Consider the following 17,111-nt stretch of genomic DNA (forward strand, 5'->3'; position numbering starts at 1 on the left):
AGTAGAGACAAGTGTCACTCACCATCAAGCAAAAACTCATTCTACTCATCGCATCTGGATTGCTTGCTATCACTATCATTAGCGGCATCGGGGGGAGAACAGCGTCCAACATTTTCTCTTCCGTAGAGTCGGTAAACACTTACCAGGACATAACAAAAGGTCTTGCAGATTTTAAGTCCATTGCAAACGAATCGCTCTATCTTGCAATGAACTCATTTATCGATAAAGACCAAGGCGACATTTCTGCTGACCGCCTTAGAAGAATCGAAGAACTTTTCGACGCCAATGACGCTGCCTACGACTTTTTATTACCTTTCGTCGGCAACGTTAACTGGCTCCCACAAACGAAGCAGTCTATCGCGACTCTTCTTCAAATGACTAAGACTGACTTACGCAACATTATTGTCAATCTCACAACAACACAGAAGCGCCTGAATAGCGAACTTAAAACAGTTCAAGATAGAATTAACCAGCGCGCCATGCTTCTTATGAAGCTAGCTGATGATGTTTCTGTAAAATTTGCAAAGCGTGATGCACTCCCAAGCATTCAGCGCAAAGTTGCCCAGTTAAAGCTTGCAACCAACAAGTACACCCTTACCACTATGGAAATACTTCTCCATAAGGATAAAGGGGTATCTCCAGAAGAAAAAGCAGTGCTGACAGCACAGCTCAAGATTATTAATTCAAACATTGCATTCATTTCAGAGCGCTGCGCCCTTTTAAGTGAGCGTAAAGCTTGTTCCGCCATGAAGGACACTGCAAAGCAATTAAATACTGATGGAGCAAAAGAACTTACTGCACTTGTTACGGAATGGACAACAACGCTGCAAAATCTTGAACAACAGTTCCAAAATATTGGTGGCAAGCTGGACAATAGAGGAAACGAAGTCTTAACCCTCATTCAGCAACATATTGATGACATAACAGAAAAGGCAACCATCCTGACGCTGGAATCGCAAGAAGTATACGAAAGTAGCTTATGGGGTTACGGTATTACTTTTGGCGTTACTACTCTGCTTATTCTTGGACTTGGCATTATCGTAATTAAAGGCATTACAAAGCCAATGTTGCGTACTATTAACTACGCAAACTCCATTTCACGCGGTAATCTGGATGCAACTATCGACTATGCGCAGAACGACGAAATCGGCGAAGTTGTATCCGCAATCCAGCACATGGTTTCCATGCTCAAAAAGCTGATTGCCGAAGCAGATGAAATGAAACAGCAAGCAGATGAGAAAACAAACCTTGCAGAAAAAGCCTTGAATCAAGCTCAAGCTGCAAACGAGCAGGCAGAAAAAGCTAAGCGCGAGGGTATTGCAGAAGCAGCGTCTCGTCTTGCAAATGTTGTTTCATACGTGACAGGCTCTGCTAACGATCTGCAACAGTTGGTTCAAAAAACTTCTGAGCAGATTGAAGTACAGAACTCCCGTCTCACCGAGACTGCTATTTCAATGGAGCAAATGCACTCTACCGTCTTTGATGTTTCACAGAATGCTGCAAGCACTGCCCAGCACACTCAAGATGCTAAAGATACAGCCACACACGGGGCAGATACTGTTCACAAAGTAACCGATGGTGTTGCGACAGTTCAGAATAACTTTAACATCATGCAAAAAGAACTGGATGAGCTTAACACGCACGCTGACGGAATTGATGAAATCATGGGCGTGATTACAGACATTGCAGATCAGACAAACTTGCTGGCTCTGAACGCAGCTATTGAAGCTGCTCGTGCTGGTGAGGCTGGACGTGGATTTGCAGTAGTAGCAGACGAAGTCCGTAAGTTGGCTGAAAAAACTATGCAGGCAACACACGAAGTAGGCAGTGCAGTTAACGCTATTCAATCTGGAACTCACAGCACTGTTCGAGGCATGCACAATACAACCTCAGCTGTTTCTGAAGTAACTGTACTTGCGAATGAAGCTGGAGAAAACCTGAACAGCATTGTATCCCTTGTTCAAACCTCCAGCGAACAGGTTGCCTCTATCGCAGCCGCAGCAGAAGAACAGTCGACTGCCAGCGAAGAGATCAACGGCGCTGTTGCAAATGTTTCCCGTATTTCACAGGAAGTATTTGAAGCAATGCAGGCGGCACAAAGCACTCTCGGTACGCTGGCAAATCAGGCAAATGAACTTCAGGATATTATTACTGATCTGCAAAACAGCTAATCCTTTGTGCACCTGAGTATAAGAACGGTATTTGTATCAAGAAATTGCATATCGAGTTTCATAAAAAACATGAAACCATTGCAGGTTATTAATCACTATATCAGCCCCGAAAGTGACATAACACTAAATGCTGCAAGCAAGTGTTTTTATACATTTGCACAATACGGTACAGATACAATACAAAGATAACGACAGCTCTGCTTGTAACACGCACAACTACTTGCTGCGTGTTACGGCAGAGCATAAAAAAAATCTCCTGCCAGTTTCCTGACAGGAGATTTTTTTTATTAGCTTCCTTTACTGCTGAACTAACATGCCTAATCTATCCCAACGAATAGATCGCATACCGTCCATCGACCAGTAAATAATCAAAGCATTGCCGACTATTGCATCACGGTCAACAAATCCCCAAAAGCGGGAATCGTATGATTCGTCACGGTTATCGCCAAGCATGAGGTACTTACCTTTCGGGACAATTACAGGACCGTAGTTGTCACCGGGACCCGGCATCATTTTTGTGTGCTGCACATATGGTTCGTTAATTTTTCGACCATTTCTGTATAGCACCTTGTTGCGAATTTCGATGGTGTCACCCGGAATACCAATGACACGCTTTATGTAGTGAACGGAAGGATTTTTCGGGTATTCAAATACCACAATATCTTCTCGTTCAGGGTCGCCTACTGAGATCATCTCTCCACCCTGCACTACAGAGTAGCGTGCCCACATAGACGGTGCATCCGGATTCGTTTCTTTGATTGAAAACGGAAAACGGACACCGTACGCAAACTTATTAACCAGCAGATAGTCACCAATCTGCAATGTCTGGAGCATGGAGCCGGACGGAATAGTAAAAGCCTGCACAACAAAAGAGCGGATAATCAATGCCAGAATAAGTGCTACCCCGAGGGCTTCAATATATTCCCGCAATCCACTTTTACTTGATGTATTACCCATGTATTCAATACCTGCTTAGTTAGCCCGCAGCGCGGGCAGTCACATCTAATCGTCGCCAATTTTGAGAGCCGCAAGGAACGCTTCCTGAGGTAACTCAATATTACCCATGCGTTTCATGCGCTTTTTACCCTCTTTCTGCTTCTCAAGCAGCTTACGCTTACGTGAAATATCACCACCGTAACATTTAGCAGTAACGTTTTTACGTAACGGCGCATTACGTTCTCGTGCAATAATCTTCTGCCCGATGGCAGCCTGCACAACAACTTCATATAACTGACGCGGAATGCTGCGTTTTAATTTAAGCGCTACCGCACGACCATGATAGTATGCTTTATCTTTATGAACGATAGTCGCGAGAGCATCTACCGGATCACCGTTGATAAGCATATCGAGCTTAACAAGATTGGCTTCGCGATAGTCGACAATCTCGTAGTCCATGGAGGCGTAGCCTTTAGTGTATGATTTTAATTTATCGAAGAAGTCATACACAATCTCTGCAAACGGCAGTTCATATGTAATGATAACACGGTTTGTTGTTAGATACTTCATATCTTTTTGAATACCGCGTTTTTCTTCGCAAAGTTTTAATACGTTTCCGACATATTCGTCTGGAACGTGAATTTCGCAACGTACAAATGGCTCGAACAACGCTTCTGTCTTACTTGGATCAGGAAGCTTTGCAGGGTTATCCACTTCGTGCGTTATGCCATCTGCTGTTTGAACCTTGTAGATAACAGATGGAGCCGTTGCGATAAGATCAATATTAAATTCTCGCTCAATGCGCTCTTGAATAATTTCCATGTGCAACAGCCCAAGGAAACCACAACGGAAACCGAAACCCAGCGCTTGCGAAGTTTCTGCTTCATACTGGAACGCAGCGTCATTCAGCTGCAATTTTTCAAGCGCATATTTCAGGTTCTCATAATCCTGAGAATCTGAAGGATACAAGCCGCAGTACACCATTGGCTGTACTTCTTTAAAACCCGGGATGGCTTCTTCCGAAGGGTTGCTTGCAAGAGTAATGGTATCACCGACTTTCGCATCGCCCAGCTCTTTAATAGTCGCACAAAGGAAACCTACCTCACCGGCAGACATTTCCTTCATTTCAACCATCTCAGGACTAAACACACCAAGACGGGTAATATCGTATTCTTTCTCGGTAGCCATAAGGCGAATTTTATCACCCTTCTTAACGGTACCGTCAACAATACGGAACATGACAATAACACCCTGATATGAATCATACCAAGAGTCAAAGATAAGTGCTTTGAGAGGTGCGTCTTTATCACCTTTAGGAGCAGGCAGACGCTCTACGATTGCTTCAAGAACCTGATCGACGTTCAGACCGGTTTTTGCGCTGACGCCGACAGCCTCAGTAGCATCAAGACCGATACTTTCTTCAATCTCAGATCCAACACGGTCTACATCTGCACTTGGAAGATCGATTTTGTTCAGCACAGGAACAATCTCGTGATCGTGATCCAGTGCAAGATACACGTTGGCTAGTGTCTGCGCTTCTACGCCCTGTGTGGAATCCACAACAAGCAATGCGCCTTCACATGCAGCAAGAGAGCGGGATACTTCGTACCCGAAGTCAACGTGACCCGGAGTATCAATAAGGTTCAAAACGTATTCTTCACCGTTTTTTGCCTTGTACGGAATACGTACCGCCTGTGCCTTAATGGTAATACCGCGCTCGCGTTCAAGCTCCATGCGGTCGAGATACTGCTCACGCTGGTCTCTCTCACTTACCAGACCGGTAATTTCAAGAATACGGTCCGCAAGAGTTGATTTACCATGATCGATGTGTGCAATAATGCTGAAATTTCGAATATTATCCAGTTTCGCCATATAGTCTCGGACGGCCGTTTCCGGCACTCCTCCTGTAAAAAGCTAATACATGAAAAAGCTACAACCGCTATAACGCTTGCAACTCCATTGTTTTCGTAACTTGTTGAACGTACTTACATACGCCATTCTGTCTGTAAAGTCTAACTCTGACAAGCAGGAAAAACCGGACTGCTGACAAGGTAACGTTACTTTTGTGAGCCACTGTATTTAATAGCGCAACAGTAGATACGTGAGCCGATAATACTGTAATACATACCGCAAATGCGTTTTACTTTCTCTAGGGTCTTAGATTTGAAACACACACAACCATGAGGAGTTTCTACCATGAGAATGGTAAAGATTTGCATGTTCATATTCTGCGCAGCTATGCTCTTTGCACCACAGGCTGCCCAGTCTGAAGAAATGTCGCAACATAGCAGCATCATGAGACACCAGAATCCACAACACCAGACAATCATGCGGCATGGCACAAATCAGCCGCATATGATGCATCACGATACGATGACACAACCAAAGTCACATGATCCCGAAATGATGGGACAGGAAATGCCGAAGCAGCATCAGCACATGATGCAGGACCCTGAAATGGGGTCTATGCCTCGTCATTACACATCTCCAAACGGCGTAACAAAACACCGTAACCCTCCAGTACAGCGTATGAGTTCCGAATCAATACGTATGCGTCAGCAAATGATGCAACCAAGCACCATGAATCATCAAATGGGTATGTATCAAGGGACGGTATATCGCAGCCAGACAGGTCATCCAGCCCTTAAAGGCGGTTGCCCTATGTGCGCAAAAATAAATGCTGCCAGCCTTACCCCGCAGCAGCGCGCTAATCTGCTTCGCACACTTACTGAATTTTCTTCAGAAACTGATCCTATGTACAACAAACTGCTTATGCTGAAGCAAGAAAAGCTCAACTTGCAGCGCTCAGCATTCGACTCCCCTGCTAAACGTGCAAACATTGAGGTACAGCGTGAGCAAGTCCGCAAGGCTCTGATGGGAAAGCTCAAAAGACAACAAAAAGTGCTCAACAGTGAGTACGGACTAAATGTTACATCCCGCGATATGCTGTTACACAGAATCCATCGTATGAAAATGCAGTCTCCGGGAACCATGCAAGTTATGCACAGCCAGCCTGTGCAAACCCAAGTTGTACCCGTAAGTGCTCCACAGGGAACTCCACACGGTTACCGCTCACCGCAGGAAATGAATCCTAATTATAATCAAGAATACCTCATGAACGCTCCTATGCGTGAAGCATACACCGGACAAACATACCAGTAACATTCTGCGATCAAAAAGCCCCATGCTGGCGCATAAAAACGCTTGGCATGGGGTTTATTTGTGTCGGCATCTATTAATCATCTATCACAATATATGGAGCAACTCATGCTGCACTAAACATATTTAGCAAGCCGCATTCTATCTACACATATCGAACAGTAAGCCCGCATAAATTGCATTGCAATTCCCGACAGCTCACTCACCAGATATTATTCAGCTTTCAGCACAACTATTGTAATATCATCAAGCTGTGGCTCTTCGCCTCTGAAGTCCTTTACAGCATTTGCTACTGCATGCAGAATTCCAGCCGAGGTCTGATTATAATTTTTGCGAATCACTGCTTTCAACCTCTCCTTACCGAACATATTTTGTTCAGAGTCTGTAGCTTCCCATATACCATCAGTTCCTATGAGCATCACTTCTCCTGAACGTAAGGAATCACAACAAACCTCTTCATATTTTGTATCCGGCAGGACTCCCAATGGTAAACCATGCGCCTTTAGCTCTCTAAACTCCTGTGTATTCGCATCAAAAACAAGAGCAGGGTCATGTCCGGCACTTGCCCATTTTATTTGCCGTTGCTCACCGGAAAGTTGTAGGCAGAACAATGTGACAAAACGCCCAGTTCCGTAGCAGTCCCTCGCTAACAATGCATTTGTGTTGGAAAGAAGATGTGCCGGAGAGTGTTCATACTCCGCTTGCATTCGCAAATACGCCCGTGTTGTTGCCATAAGCAATGCAGCACCTATACCGTGCCCTGTCACATCCCCTAACACAACGACAGTCTCGTCCTGAGCATCGCCTAGCCCTTCAAGAAAATCAAAAAAATCACCACCGGTTTCGTCACTGAATATCGACGTTGCCGCAATATCCAATCCTTCGTATTCAACACGCTTTTTCGGAAAAAATGTCTGCTGCATTTCCCCTGCAACCTTCAAGCCTTCCATCATACGAATACGGTCACGCAGCCCTGTAATCATAGTATTAGTATGTCCAGCGATGACGCCGAATTCATCCGATGTCATCACCGGCACAAATTCATCCATATCACCCTCTGTCACTCGCTCTAAAATGCCAGTCTGCGCTTTAAACAACATGCGTAAATTTAGAGAATAAGAATAGAGAAGGTTCACTATGAAACCAAGAAGCACCAACATGATGAACGCAATATCAATAATTATGGACTTACGAGTAAGCATAATGTGCAGCTGACTAATCCGCACAGGCATAGAGCTGAGAAGAAATAAATCCCGGGTAACTACTGCAATAATCAGCGTAGCAAAAAGCACTATAGTAACTGTACCAAAAAAGAAGAATTTCGTTGTAATTGGATAGTATACCTGCGGCAACGAGTACGTCCACTTCATCGAGTCAGACATTTGCATGACATTACGGTTATGTTGCAATGCAAGGTCAATCGCTACAAAAAAACCGACAGTAAACGTCCCCATAAATACCTTGAGACCACTTTCGACGAACGGAAATCCGTACACTATTGTGTTGAATGCAAGCATTCCCAATCCGGCAACAATAAAAATACTGAAATCAATCCAGCCAACAAAGCTCGCTTGTACTGTTAATTTCTGCTTCAACACTAATTGTGCAAAAAGTATTGTGCGCGCCATATACCCAACTGCAAGTGGAATAAAAACAATAAATCCAATCTGCCATGCAGGAAGATCAGAAACAAAAGGACAAATCCTTCCATTATATATATAAATAATCAAAAAACCGACAAAATAGAGCACAAACGCACGCATAAATTCTCCGGTATTAAAGTATGATACAGCTTTATTTCACAAAAATTAGGTAGCGCAACCTCTTCATAAATTTGTTTTTTAACTGGAACATTACATACTAACACTACTAACAATTTCGTTTAAAAAACTATTATAAGCACACTATACAAGCACTGCACAAACAACACAGACTAACCACTTGTAATCCATTAATATTACACAAAGATTATTTAGCATAACAAATATGCTTGACCACACGGTAAAAGTAGTTCAAGCATATAAGTAGTCCTCAAAAAGTGATATTGATACCATTGTAGTATTCTCACGTTGAGTGACACACTTTTTATATTCACGGTACCCGCATTGCGGGAAGATGCGATACAGACAACATATAATATATTCCCTTGCGGGATCTGCGCTGTATGCATCGTTGTGCAACTATAACTAAGGACAAATGCATGGACCCCCAATCGGAGATATCCGGTAGTCCCACCGCATGGAACGGCATTACGCTGACCATGCCTGATAACTGGATTCCTGCTGCAATTGAGCAGCGTTATCTTCTTTTTTCTCGTAATTCACATCCTGCGCTGGAAATCAAATGGCATAGAGTTTCCAACTCTAGTTCCATGCCTAAAAAAGAAGGCGAAATAATTCGGCAACTCAAACGAATGAGAGGGTTCAGCACTGAACACAGTGCTATCACAGATCGTTGGCTTTCTATTACCAACGCATTACAACCCTTACTCAACGTTCAGCCATTTTCGCACGCGCAAGGCAGCGGTGCTATCTGCACGCATGCTGCATCCAAAACGATTCTGGTTCTTCAAGTTCACGCGCCTGTCGATCAATATACCGACGTTATCCGGCAAATTCTTGCTTCTCTTACAGTAACTAAAGCCGACGAGCCTGTAACATTTAGTATGTTCGGACTCCGTTGCGCCCTTCCTGCCGGTTCCACTCTGGTTCGCCACTCTTTTAAACCGGGCGAATTTGTTCTTGAACTGCAATCAGGCTCTTCAACTATCTGCATAACGCGGCTAGGTCCTGCCAACGTCGTGTTGGAAGGGAAACCATTCCGCAGATGGTTGCACGCAAAATATGACTTACCATTAGAAAACTTCAGCAAAGACAAATCCATACTCCCCACGGGAGCAAAAAAACGGTATCATTGGGAGCATGTAGAGGCACCCTCTTTTATGAAACGCTTATTCCGATCCTCCAAGCTGGGAAGCCAGCAACAGATTAGGGGAGCAGCGTGGATTGTTGAGGGGCAAAACAAGCTCGTCACTGTAGAAATACGGTCGAACAGCCCAATATCAGACTCGTTTTTGGAATCTATTTGCGATCATGTGGAAGTCGACTAACAAAAAAAATCAACAGGTCACACAGTCATTGTCGCTTCAAAAGGCAATGGCTTGTGTGCCTGTCCGAAATTTACTGGTTGAAGAAACCAACCGTACTGCAAAAAACATAACCCTGTCCTTCCCTCTCCGAATGCGTCCTTGGTTCAGCAAATTCACATCAGCATTCGGGCATGAACCTCCTGTACAAAAAAAACGCCTCGAGCTTGATGAGCTTGGGACATTCTGCTGGTCGTTAATCAATGACAAGCGTTCCGTACAAGGTATTGCAACAGAGCTTTCAAAAACCTATCAACTGCATCCGGAAGAAGCCCGTGTTGCGGTCAGCCAGTTCATTCGTCAATTGGGCAAGCGAGGAATCATAGGTTTGAAAGATGGAGACAGCTAATGCAAGCAGCCCGTGTATCTGATGATGTCCCACCCCCTACTGAAAATTCAGGCGCACTCCTATGTACTAAGGAACAAGCCGCCACGCTCAATGATGTTCTGACAGATAAAAATATTGTTATCGGGGCATATTTCACCCAAAAAGTTCACCCTCAGCACGGCGTTTCTGTCCAGCCAGCCTCATTCGATTATATTGCAGACTGGTTTCACAGCGCTGTCCGGCTTGGTCTCAACATGATTATATTGCATGACGGCCTACCGGAAAAATTTATGGACAAATGCCGCTTCTTTTTTTCCATGCACTCCCGAAAGGACACGCATGGAAGCCTGCACTTTGTTCCGTACTCACCGGGGAGATTTACCATCGCAGATGAACGGTTCTTTGCTGCACGGGATATACTTGCAGCGCTCTCCCACTGCCATACTGCTTTTATTGTAGATATTTCTGATGCATGGTTTAACAGAAATCCAGCTCACCTTGTGCTGCGTCGCACCATGTGGGACTACTTTGACGCATCCCGCCTGCTTACGGCGGCAAAGCATCCTGCCTCATGGCGAGAAGCATTAGTGCAGCAATATTCAGTATGGAAGACACGTAATTCGTACTCGATATTTATCGGAGGAGAAATAAACACCATTGGAGAAAATCCGTGGATGATGAACCACCTTCAATCTGTCTACGAACAGAAATTTCCTGAATTTTCCTCTAAGCCTGTTCTCAACTGCGGTATTATTGGAGGAAAACGTGCCAATGTCCTTGCATTGCTCAGAAATGCCTGTGCAGAAATGGAGCGTGTTAACAAAACCGACCGATTAAATGATATGGCAGTATTCAACTACCTCCTCCATCGAAATGACAATTTCACGGTCTACTCAAACGGCACACTTAACAGCCCATGGAAAACATGGAGTAAAAGTGGAACCCACGCAATTTTCCACAAATAGTAAAAGCGGAGCAGGAGATATTATCTCTTACTCCGCTTTAAACGTTTAGCGCGCGTTGTTTTATCTACAACTGCATTAAATGCCACAGGCTTTCTACCCTGCCTAAAGACTCAGCAACTACAATTTCATCATATATGCCAAGGCATAGTAAGGAGGGCGGTTTTCATGTGCCTGCGAGCCACCTGTTTGAGAAGTAGAGCGCTCTGCTGTAGTTGTTCGGTTAGATGCCATCAAATCGTCAAACGTATACGATCCACCAGAATCATGGGCACGAATCAAATGGGAATGCGCAGGCATTTCTGTAATCGTCAGCTTGACTGTATCTGCACCGCCTGTTGCTCCCTGTGCATACTTATTGCCTGCACCTGCAATAAATTTGTCGCGCAAGTCCGGTGTAGTTACGCCTACCCCATCCGGAGCTGTATATGTTCGACCATCGCATAGCGCATATTTAGCATCTGCCTGCCCTGTCATTCTATTCACAGGATATCCGTCGCTGTTCACAGTCCCCTTGAACGGCAACACCATGCCGCTCAAAAGCTCATCAACTGCTGGTGCACTGGAACCACCCATGCCTTCTTTTATCAAAGCCTGAGCACTAGTAATCAACTTTTGAGCATCAGAAACCAGCTTCACTGCATCAGAAACGACAGTCTTTGCCTTTTCTGCTTCAACAGCGCTCTCTTGTTTCAGCTCCAATGTTTCCTGCTTAATAGTTATAAGGTCGTCTTTAGCACTTTTTGCAATGGCAGCGGACTCATTCAAATCCTTCATAACTTGCTGAGGGTTGGAGTCCGATGAGGGCGGAACCTGAACACATCGTTTTATGTCATCCCGCTGCTGCTGCAACGCAAGAGTAAGTTTATCAGACATCCTTTCAATAACTTCTGCACTCAATTTTCCGGCATTACGCAAATCAGTCTCCTGCGTTAATGGAACATCAAGAAACAGTGTAATTTTTTCATCCTTTGCCAGCGGCGCGGTACATCGCCCACCTCCGCCGTCCACAACTTCCACCGTATAATCTGAGCCATACATAAGAGAAGTATCCACACCCTCCACAGATGTTTTTACGGCTTTTACATGCTCCGGTTTTAAAAAAGTAAACAGAACCGGCCATGCATTCTGGACACCGTCCCCGACATATCTATGGACAGTAAGCTGGCTTGAAATAGTCATACACCCTCCGTTCGGAAATAAAGTAGATATTTACTGGCATAATACACACAACCCACTTCAAACTGAGGCGTACCACGCAGGGCTGAGAACACCTTCTTGCAGAATTACCAACCACAAGAAAAAAGCTGCCTCCCGTTGGGGAAACAGCTTTTTTCCTGAAATAACATTTTTTAAATACAGGCTATGCAGATTATAATCCAAGCACCTCGTATACTTTATCCATAGCAAGAGCATCACGCACCGTATCTGCCAGTCGATCCAGCGCAGGGTCGATAGAAAAAGAAGCCTGAACACCGTCTAATGGTAGCAACCCTTTTCGAGTTCGGAGGTCATTAATAAATGCTCTTCGGAACGCATCATCATCAAAAACACCATGAAGATATGTTCCCCATATAGTATGGAATGCACTTGAAGCAGCTGTCCCGTGCCCGATAATGCTGCCATCTTCACGCACAATAGCTTGGTGCATTTCAGAGCCAGAATCAATCAGCTCTGTAACACCATGGTGGATTTCATATCCTGTTACAGCCTGACCTGTCGGAACATGCGTGCCAGTAACTCTGGTAAGCACTTTTTCTTCACCCATAACAGTTCGAAGTGCTAGTAAACCAAGCCCTTGCTGTGTCGCTGAAGATTGAATATCTTTTGCCGCCACCTGCGAAACATACTCAATTGAAGAAGGGTCAGAAACTGTTTCACCAAGCATCTGGAACCCACCGCAAATACCAGTAACAACACCGCCAGCTTCTGCAAACGCGAGTATCTCTTTTGCCAGACCGCTCTCATGCAGCCATTGCAAATCGCCTGGTGTATTTTTCGAACCGGGCAGGATAATGCAATCCGGCGTACCAAGTTGCGCTGCGGAATTAACAACACGCAACGCTACATCCGGCTCAATACCGAAAGCATCTACATCAGTAAAATTAGCGATGTGTGGTAAATCCACCAAAACGATATCAAGAGCATCATCCCGCAGAGGCAACTGCCTGCCGATAGATTCTTTAAATGTCACAGAATCTTCTTCAGGCAGCCCAAGCTGCATAAGATATGGAACAACACCAAAAAACGGCTTTTCAGTCCTGTCTGTAGTAAACTCAAGAGCAGGGTCAAGCAACGTCACGTCACCACGAAAACGATTGAGCACAAACCCTGCGACCAAATCCTTTTCCCATGCATCCAGTAACTCCATAGTCCCAACAAGTGACGCAAACACTCCGCCGCGGTCAATATCACCTACAAGCAGTACCTTTGCTTTAGCATACTGTGCCATTCGCATATTCACGATATCGTGCGCTTTCAAATTGATTTCAGCAGGGCTTCCCGCTCCTTCCAGCACCATTACATCATGCTCTGCGGCTAAGGAATCATAGGCAGTCTGCACATGAGCAAACGCTGTTGATTTGTACGTAACATATTCCCGCACACGCATATTTGCCACAGGCTTACCCAACACGATTACCTGTGAACCAGTATCGGATGATGGTTTCAACAATACCGGATTCATGCGAACATCCGGTTCAAGTCGGCATGCAGCAGCCTGTACAGCCTGTGCACGCCCTATCTCTTCACCATTCGGGGTTACAAAAGAGTTAAGCGCCATATTCTGCGCTTTAAAAGGGGCAACAGATAATCCGTCCTGCAAAAGAATTCGACAAAGAGCCGCAGTGAGAACGCTTTTTCCAGCATTTGAACTGGTTCCCTGCAACATAAGAGATGGCGTGGTGGAAGTGGTGACAGTGTTGTTCATGCCGAATTTGTACCTGCTTTTCTTTCTACCTGCCAGTCTGAAAAAATATATAACAGACTCGGCAAGTTGCAGAAATTTGACATCCAGCTATGATACATATCATATAGTATATTCACATAGCTTATGGAAAAAACAGCCTACCATGTTTACTATAGTATCAATGGCTAATTCTGCTATCTTCTCCCTCAACAAGAGAGCTTTTATATGAATCCGATAGCTAAAATTGTTCTGGCGGTCATAAGTACTATTGCTGCATTACTGATTATTGCCGCAGTTTCCCTTACAACATTAGTTGACCCCAATGATTACAAACAAGAAATTACCAGCGCGGTTTACGATGCCACAGGCAGAGAAATTACCTTCAGCGGAGACATCTCTCTCACGTTCTTCCCGTGGTTCGGCATAAGCCTTGGCGAAGTTTCCATGACAAACCCGCAAGGGTTCCCGACGGAAACTTTCGCGTCAGTAAAAAAGGCACAAGCCAGCATCAAAGTGATGCCGCTTTTTTATCGTGAGTTAGAATTTTCTGACGTCATCCTCAGCGGCGTCACACTTAATCTCATTGAAAACAAATCTGGTAAAAATAACTGGACATTCACACCACCTAAAGAAGCTTCAAGCAAACCTAAGCGCCGCGGCTCTATTATTGAATCGCCAAAGCCGAAAGCAGCCCCTACAGACTCTGTCGCACTTGCTGCGTTATTTATTGAATCTCTTTCTATTACTGACACCAACATTACGTACGAAAACTTACGTAACGGGAAAAAATATTCTGTTATCGCCCTTTCGCTTTCGTCTTCTGCATTCCGTGCAGGGGAACCTTTTGAACTCAAAGTAAGCGGGGTGGCTGAGTCAACAGCACCAGCAGTAATCTCACCCTTCCAATTGACTGTAGAAGCAACACCTTCCGCAGACTTAACTGTCGTTGATATTACTGATCTCCATGTTGTTCTTGAACCGGAAGGTACAGTAATCCCAGGTGGCGAAGCTAGCATCCGTATGCACTCTTCCCTTACTGCTCATATTAAAGATAATTATATTGCTATCCGCAAAGGAGAGCTTTCCACATACAACACAACAATGAATCTTGATGGCAAGGTGGCATACGCCAAGGATTTGAATGTGCAGGCAAATGTCGCTGTAAATGCAGACTACAGAGAAGTTGCCAAAGCGCTTGGTGTTTCTGCTCCACAGCCGGAAAATGACAATTCAGAACTTACAGTATCCACACAGCTCAAGCTGTTTCCTGACAACATTGCACTCAACGATATTCAGGGAAGCCTGAGCGGGCATCCTCTCAATGGCGATTTCCTGTACTTTTTTGGAAAAGACCCGCAGTTACGCCTGCGATTTAATGCAGAATACCTGAATCTCGATCCATATATCGCGCTCGCAGACCTACTTAGCAAAGAAGACAACACGAGCAAGAAAGGCAAAAAGCCTGCTAAGAAGAAAGCTAAAGCAAAATCCGCAGTCAAAGGTCGAAACACAAACGTAGAGCAAAATGCTCAAAAGAACATCGAAAAAGCCTTTGCGCCAGAAACATTAGCAAAACTGGATGCAGCAGTTGATATCGCTATCAACAAATTAGTTGTAAAAGAGCTTGCAGTTTCCGACATTAAAATCATGGGAAAAGGCAAAGACGGTATTGTGACTGTAGACCCGCTGCATTTTACCGTCTTTAACGGTAAGGTGAACAGCACGGTCAAAACCGATCTGCGTGGAGCACTACCTATTTCATCAATCACAGTCACGACTGATAAAATGGATTTAGGTAATATCACTAAAACACTTGCAGGAACCGAGTACATCAGCGGTTCACTTTTCCTGAACGCCTCAATGTCTGCCTACGGCATGACTAAAGAAACAGTCGGCAGAACGCTTAACGGTAAAGCAACGTTCAATGCTACAAACGGCACATTGCAAGGGTTAGATATTTTACCGAAAGGCTCCCTTGAGTTGTTCCAAGGAAAGACACGAGAGAAAATCGAAAGCTCCCTTACGGCTCAGCCATATGAAGTAATCCGTGGAACCCTGTTCGCAAAAAATGGACGTGTTTCTAACAATGACTTCATGGTGAAAGCAGCAGAGATGGACGCTAAAGGAAGCGGCTTTGCAAACCTTGCATCCGACTCCGTTCACTATAAAGCCGAAATCAAATTCGATAACGTGCCGATGATTCCGGTTGTTGTCAGCGGCAAGCTGTCCAAGCCTAAATACGGTGTTGATCTAAAACGCTTCCTTGGGTCTTCTATCGAAGATGTCACTAAAACATTACTCGATAAAGACGATGAGGGAAAAGACCCGCTCAAGCGGCTTGAAAAAGGGTTAAAAAACCTTTTCAAATAACCTCTGTCGAAATCAAAAAAAACACATACTACACATACGGCTGCCATTCACCAGAAAGGCAGCCGTTTTTTTGCCACAATTGCCATCTTCACCAGAACAAAACGCAAGCAACGTCACACAGTTCGTATAAATGTCATATACACTTGCTCCAAAAAGCGGCTGGCAATTGAAAATATTGCGCAAACACGCACCTCAATAACATATTTACTTTCAATAGGTTACATCACTCATTCAAAACCAATCTTACCTCGACATCTTGACAGGTGGATACCTCGTTGTTACCCGTCTGTACACGATGTGCTAGGATAAGCAGGAGCTTGCATCACACAGCTTTCTGCATCCAAGCAGATAGCGTTGTACTGAAAATCTGAACTACGGATGTTCAGAAAAAATATATTTGCACTAAAAATTCGCTGCTGTTTTTACTGATAGAGTAAGCAGCATAAGAATATAAGGAGCTAGCCAGAATGGGTGAAGACACTGTGAAACCGGAAGAAACAGCAGAAGCAGTAGAACAGGAAGAGCACACTGAAATTGTAATCTCTGACGATGAGTTACAGAAGCTTGCTAAAGACCGTGTTTGTCCTGACTGCGATACCATGCAGGATGCTGAAGAAGTGCGTATCCGCTGCCTTGCAGAAATGGAAAATTTCAAAAAACGCTTGCAGCGCGAACGTGAAGAACAGTTCAAATATGCAACAGAATCCGTTCTTGGCGACCTGCTCCCGACTCTCGACAACCTCCAGCTTGCAATCGATTATGGTCGCAACCTTGAAGGCTGTGAGAACATGCTCATCGGTGTTGAAATGACTCAGAAGCTTCTTATTGAAGCTATTGAGCGTCATGGTCTTTGCCAGCTTGGCGAAAAACACGACGAATTCAACCCTGAAGTGCACGAAGCAGTAGGACAGGAAAACTGTGATGAAGTGCCGGAAGGGCATGTTAAACAGGTCATGCAGCGTGGTTACAAACTGAAAGACCGTCTGCTGCGCCCTGCAAAAGTTATCGTTTCCGGCGGAAAATAATCCCCTGCAAACGACCGCGCACCTTTGCGCATGATTAAGTCACGAACGGCTGCTGATTTCTATCAGCAGCCGTTTTTTATACCATGAAAACATGATATAATCTCATC

Annotated in this window: 12 protein-coding genes; 7 read left to right on the plus strand and 5 right to left on the minus strand. The window is 44.6% G+C overall.

Features of this window, described 5'->3' with window-relative positions:
- Positions 1 to 11 precede the first annotated feature (11 nt).
- A complete protein-coding gene (locus N4A56_RS03405) occupies positions 12 to 2,171 on the plus strand; it encodes a methyl-accepting chemotaxis protein (protein ID WP_295545060.1) in 2,160 nt (719 codons plus the stop codon).
- Positions 2,172 to 2,468: 297 nt separating this feature from the next.
- Here N4A56_RS03405 and lepB read toward each other — a convergent pair whose 3' ends face one another.
- Both lepB and lepA read right to left on the minus strand, forming a co-directional pair.
- The gene (gene lepB, locus N4A56_RS03410; protein ID WP_293668981.1) at positions 2,469 to 3,128 is read right to left on the minus strand and encodes a signal peptidase I; all 660 of its coding nucleotides are present in this window, start codon (positions 3,126 to 3,128) and stop codon (positions 2,469 to 2,471) included.
- Positions 3,129 to 3,173: 45 nt separating this feature from the next.
- A complete protein-coding gene (gene lepA, locus N4A56_RS03415) occupies positions 3,174 to 4,979 on the minus strand; it encodes a translation elongation factor 4 (protein ID WP_295545063.1) in 1,806 nt (601 codons plus the stop codon).
- A 324-nt stretch (positions 4,980 to 5,303) separates the two neighbouring features.
- On the opposite strand from lepA, the gene N4A56_RS03420 reads away from it, so the two are divergent.
- Entirely contained in the window at positions 5,304 to 6,269 is a 966-nt protein-coding gene (locus N4A56_RS03420) for a hypothetical protein (RefSeq protein WP_295545065.1), read from the plus strand.
- A gap of 209 nt (positions 6,270 to 6,478) precedes the next feature.
- On the opposite strand, the gene N4A56_RS03425 is transcribed toward N4A56_RS03420, so the two are convergent.
- The gene (locus N4A56_RS03425) at positions 6,479 to 8,029 is read right to left on the minus strand and encodes a SpoIIE family protein phosphatase (RefSeq protein WP_295545067.1); all 1,551 of its coding nucleotides are present in this window, start codon (positions 8,027 to 8,029) and stop codon (positions 6,479 to 6,481) included.
- 437 nt (positions 8,030 to 8,466) lie between these two features.
- Between N4A56_RS03425 and N4A56_RS03430 the strand changes: the two genes are divergently transcribed.
- From N4A56_RS03430 to N4A56_RS03440, 3 genes are read left to right on the plus strand one after another with little or no spacing between them, the layout of a single operon-like run.
- Positions 8,467 to 9,375: a hypothetical protein gene (locus tag N4A56_RS03430; protein ID WP_293668986.1), complete on the plus strand. Its 909-nt coding sequence runs from the start codon at positions 8,467 to 8,469 to the stop codon at positions 9,373 to 9,375.
- Between the two features lie 28 nt (positions 9,376 to 9,403).
- Positions 9,404 to 9,760, plus strand: a complete 357-nt coding sequence (locus tag N4A56_RS03435; protein ID WP_295545070.1) for a PqqD family protein — start codon at positions 9,404 to 9,406, stop codon at positions 9,758 to 9,760.
- A complete protein-coding gene (locus N4A56_RS03440; protein ID WP_295545072.1) occupies positions 9,760 to 10,704 on the plus strand; it encodes a hypothetical protein in 945 nt (314 codons plus the stop codon). Before N4A56_RS03435 ends, N4A56_RS03440 begins: the two co-directional genes overlap by 1 nt.
- 117 nt (positions 10,705 to 10,821) lie before the next feature.
- Here the strand turns inward: N4A56_RS03440 and N4A56_RS03445 are convergent, their stop codons facing one another.
- Together N4A56_RS03445 and N4A56_RS03450 are read right to left on the minus strand one after the other, a co-directional pair.
- Positions 10,822 to 11,883 carry a hypothetical protein gene (locus N4A56_RS03445; protein ID WP_295545074.1) on the minus strand — a complete coding sequence of 354 codons (1,062 nt, stop codon included), beginning with the start codon at positions 11,881 to 11,883 and terminating at the stop codon, positions 10,822 to 10,824.
- A gap of 190 nt (positions 11,884 to 12,073) precedes the next feature.
- On the minus strand, positions 12,074 to 13,630 hold the full coding sequence (locus N4A56_RS03450; RefSeq protein WP_295545076.1) for a cobyric acid synthase: 1,557 nt from the start codon (positions 13,628 to 13,630) through the stop codon (positions 12,074 to 12,076).
- Positions 13,631 to 13,834: 204 nt separating this feature from the next.
- Between N4A56_RS03450 and N4A56_RS03455 the strand changes: the two genes are divergently transcribed.
- Together N4A56_RS03455 and N4A56_RS03460 are read left to right on the plus strand one after the other, a co-directional pair.
- The gene (locus N4A56_RS03455; RefSeq protein ID WP_295545078.1) at positions 13,835 to 15,979 is read left to right on the plus strand and encodes an AsmA family protein; all 2,145 of its coding nucleotides are present in this window, start codon (positions 13,835 to 13,837) and stop codon (positions 15,977 to 15,979) included.
- 467 nt (positions 15,980 to 16,446) lie between these two features.
- Entirely contained in the window at positions 16,447 to 17,004 is a 558-nt protein-coding gene (locus N4A56_RS03460) for a nucleotide exchange factor GrpE (RefSeq protein ID WP_293668994.1), read from the plus strand.
- Positions 17,005 to 17,111: the final 107 nt, after the last annotated feature.

It is taken from the genome of Halodesulfovibrio sp. (assembly GCF_025210605.1).
Lineage (GTDB): Bacteria > Desulfobacterota > Desulfovibrionia > Desulfovibrionales > Desulfovibrionaceae > Halodesulfovibrio.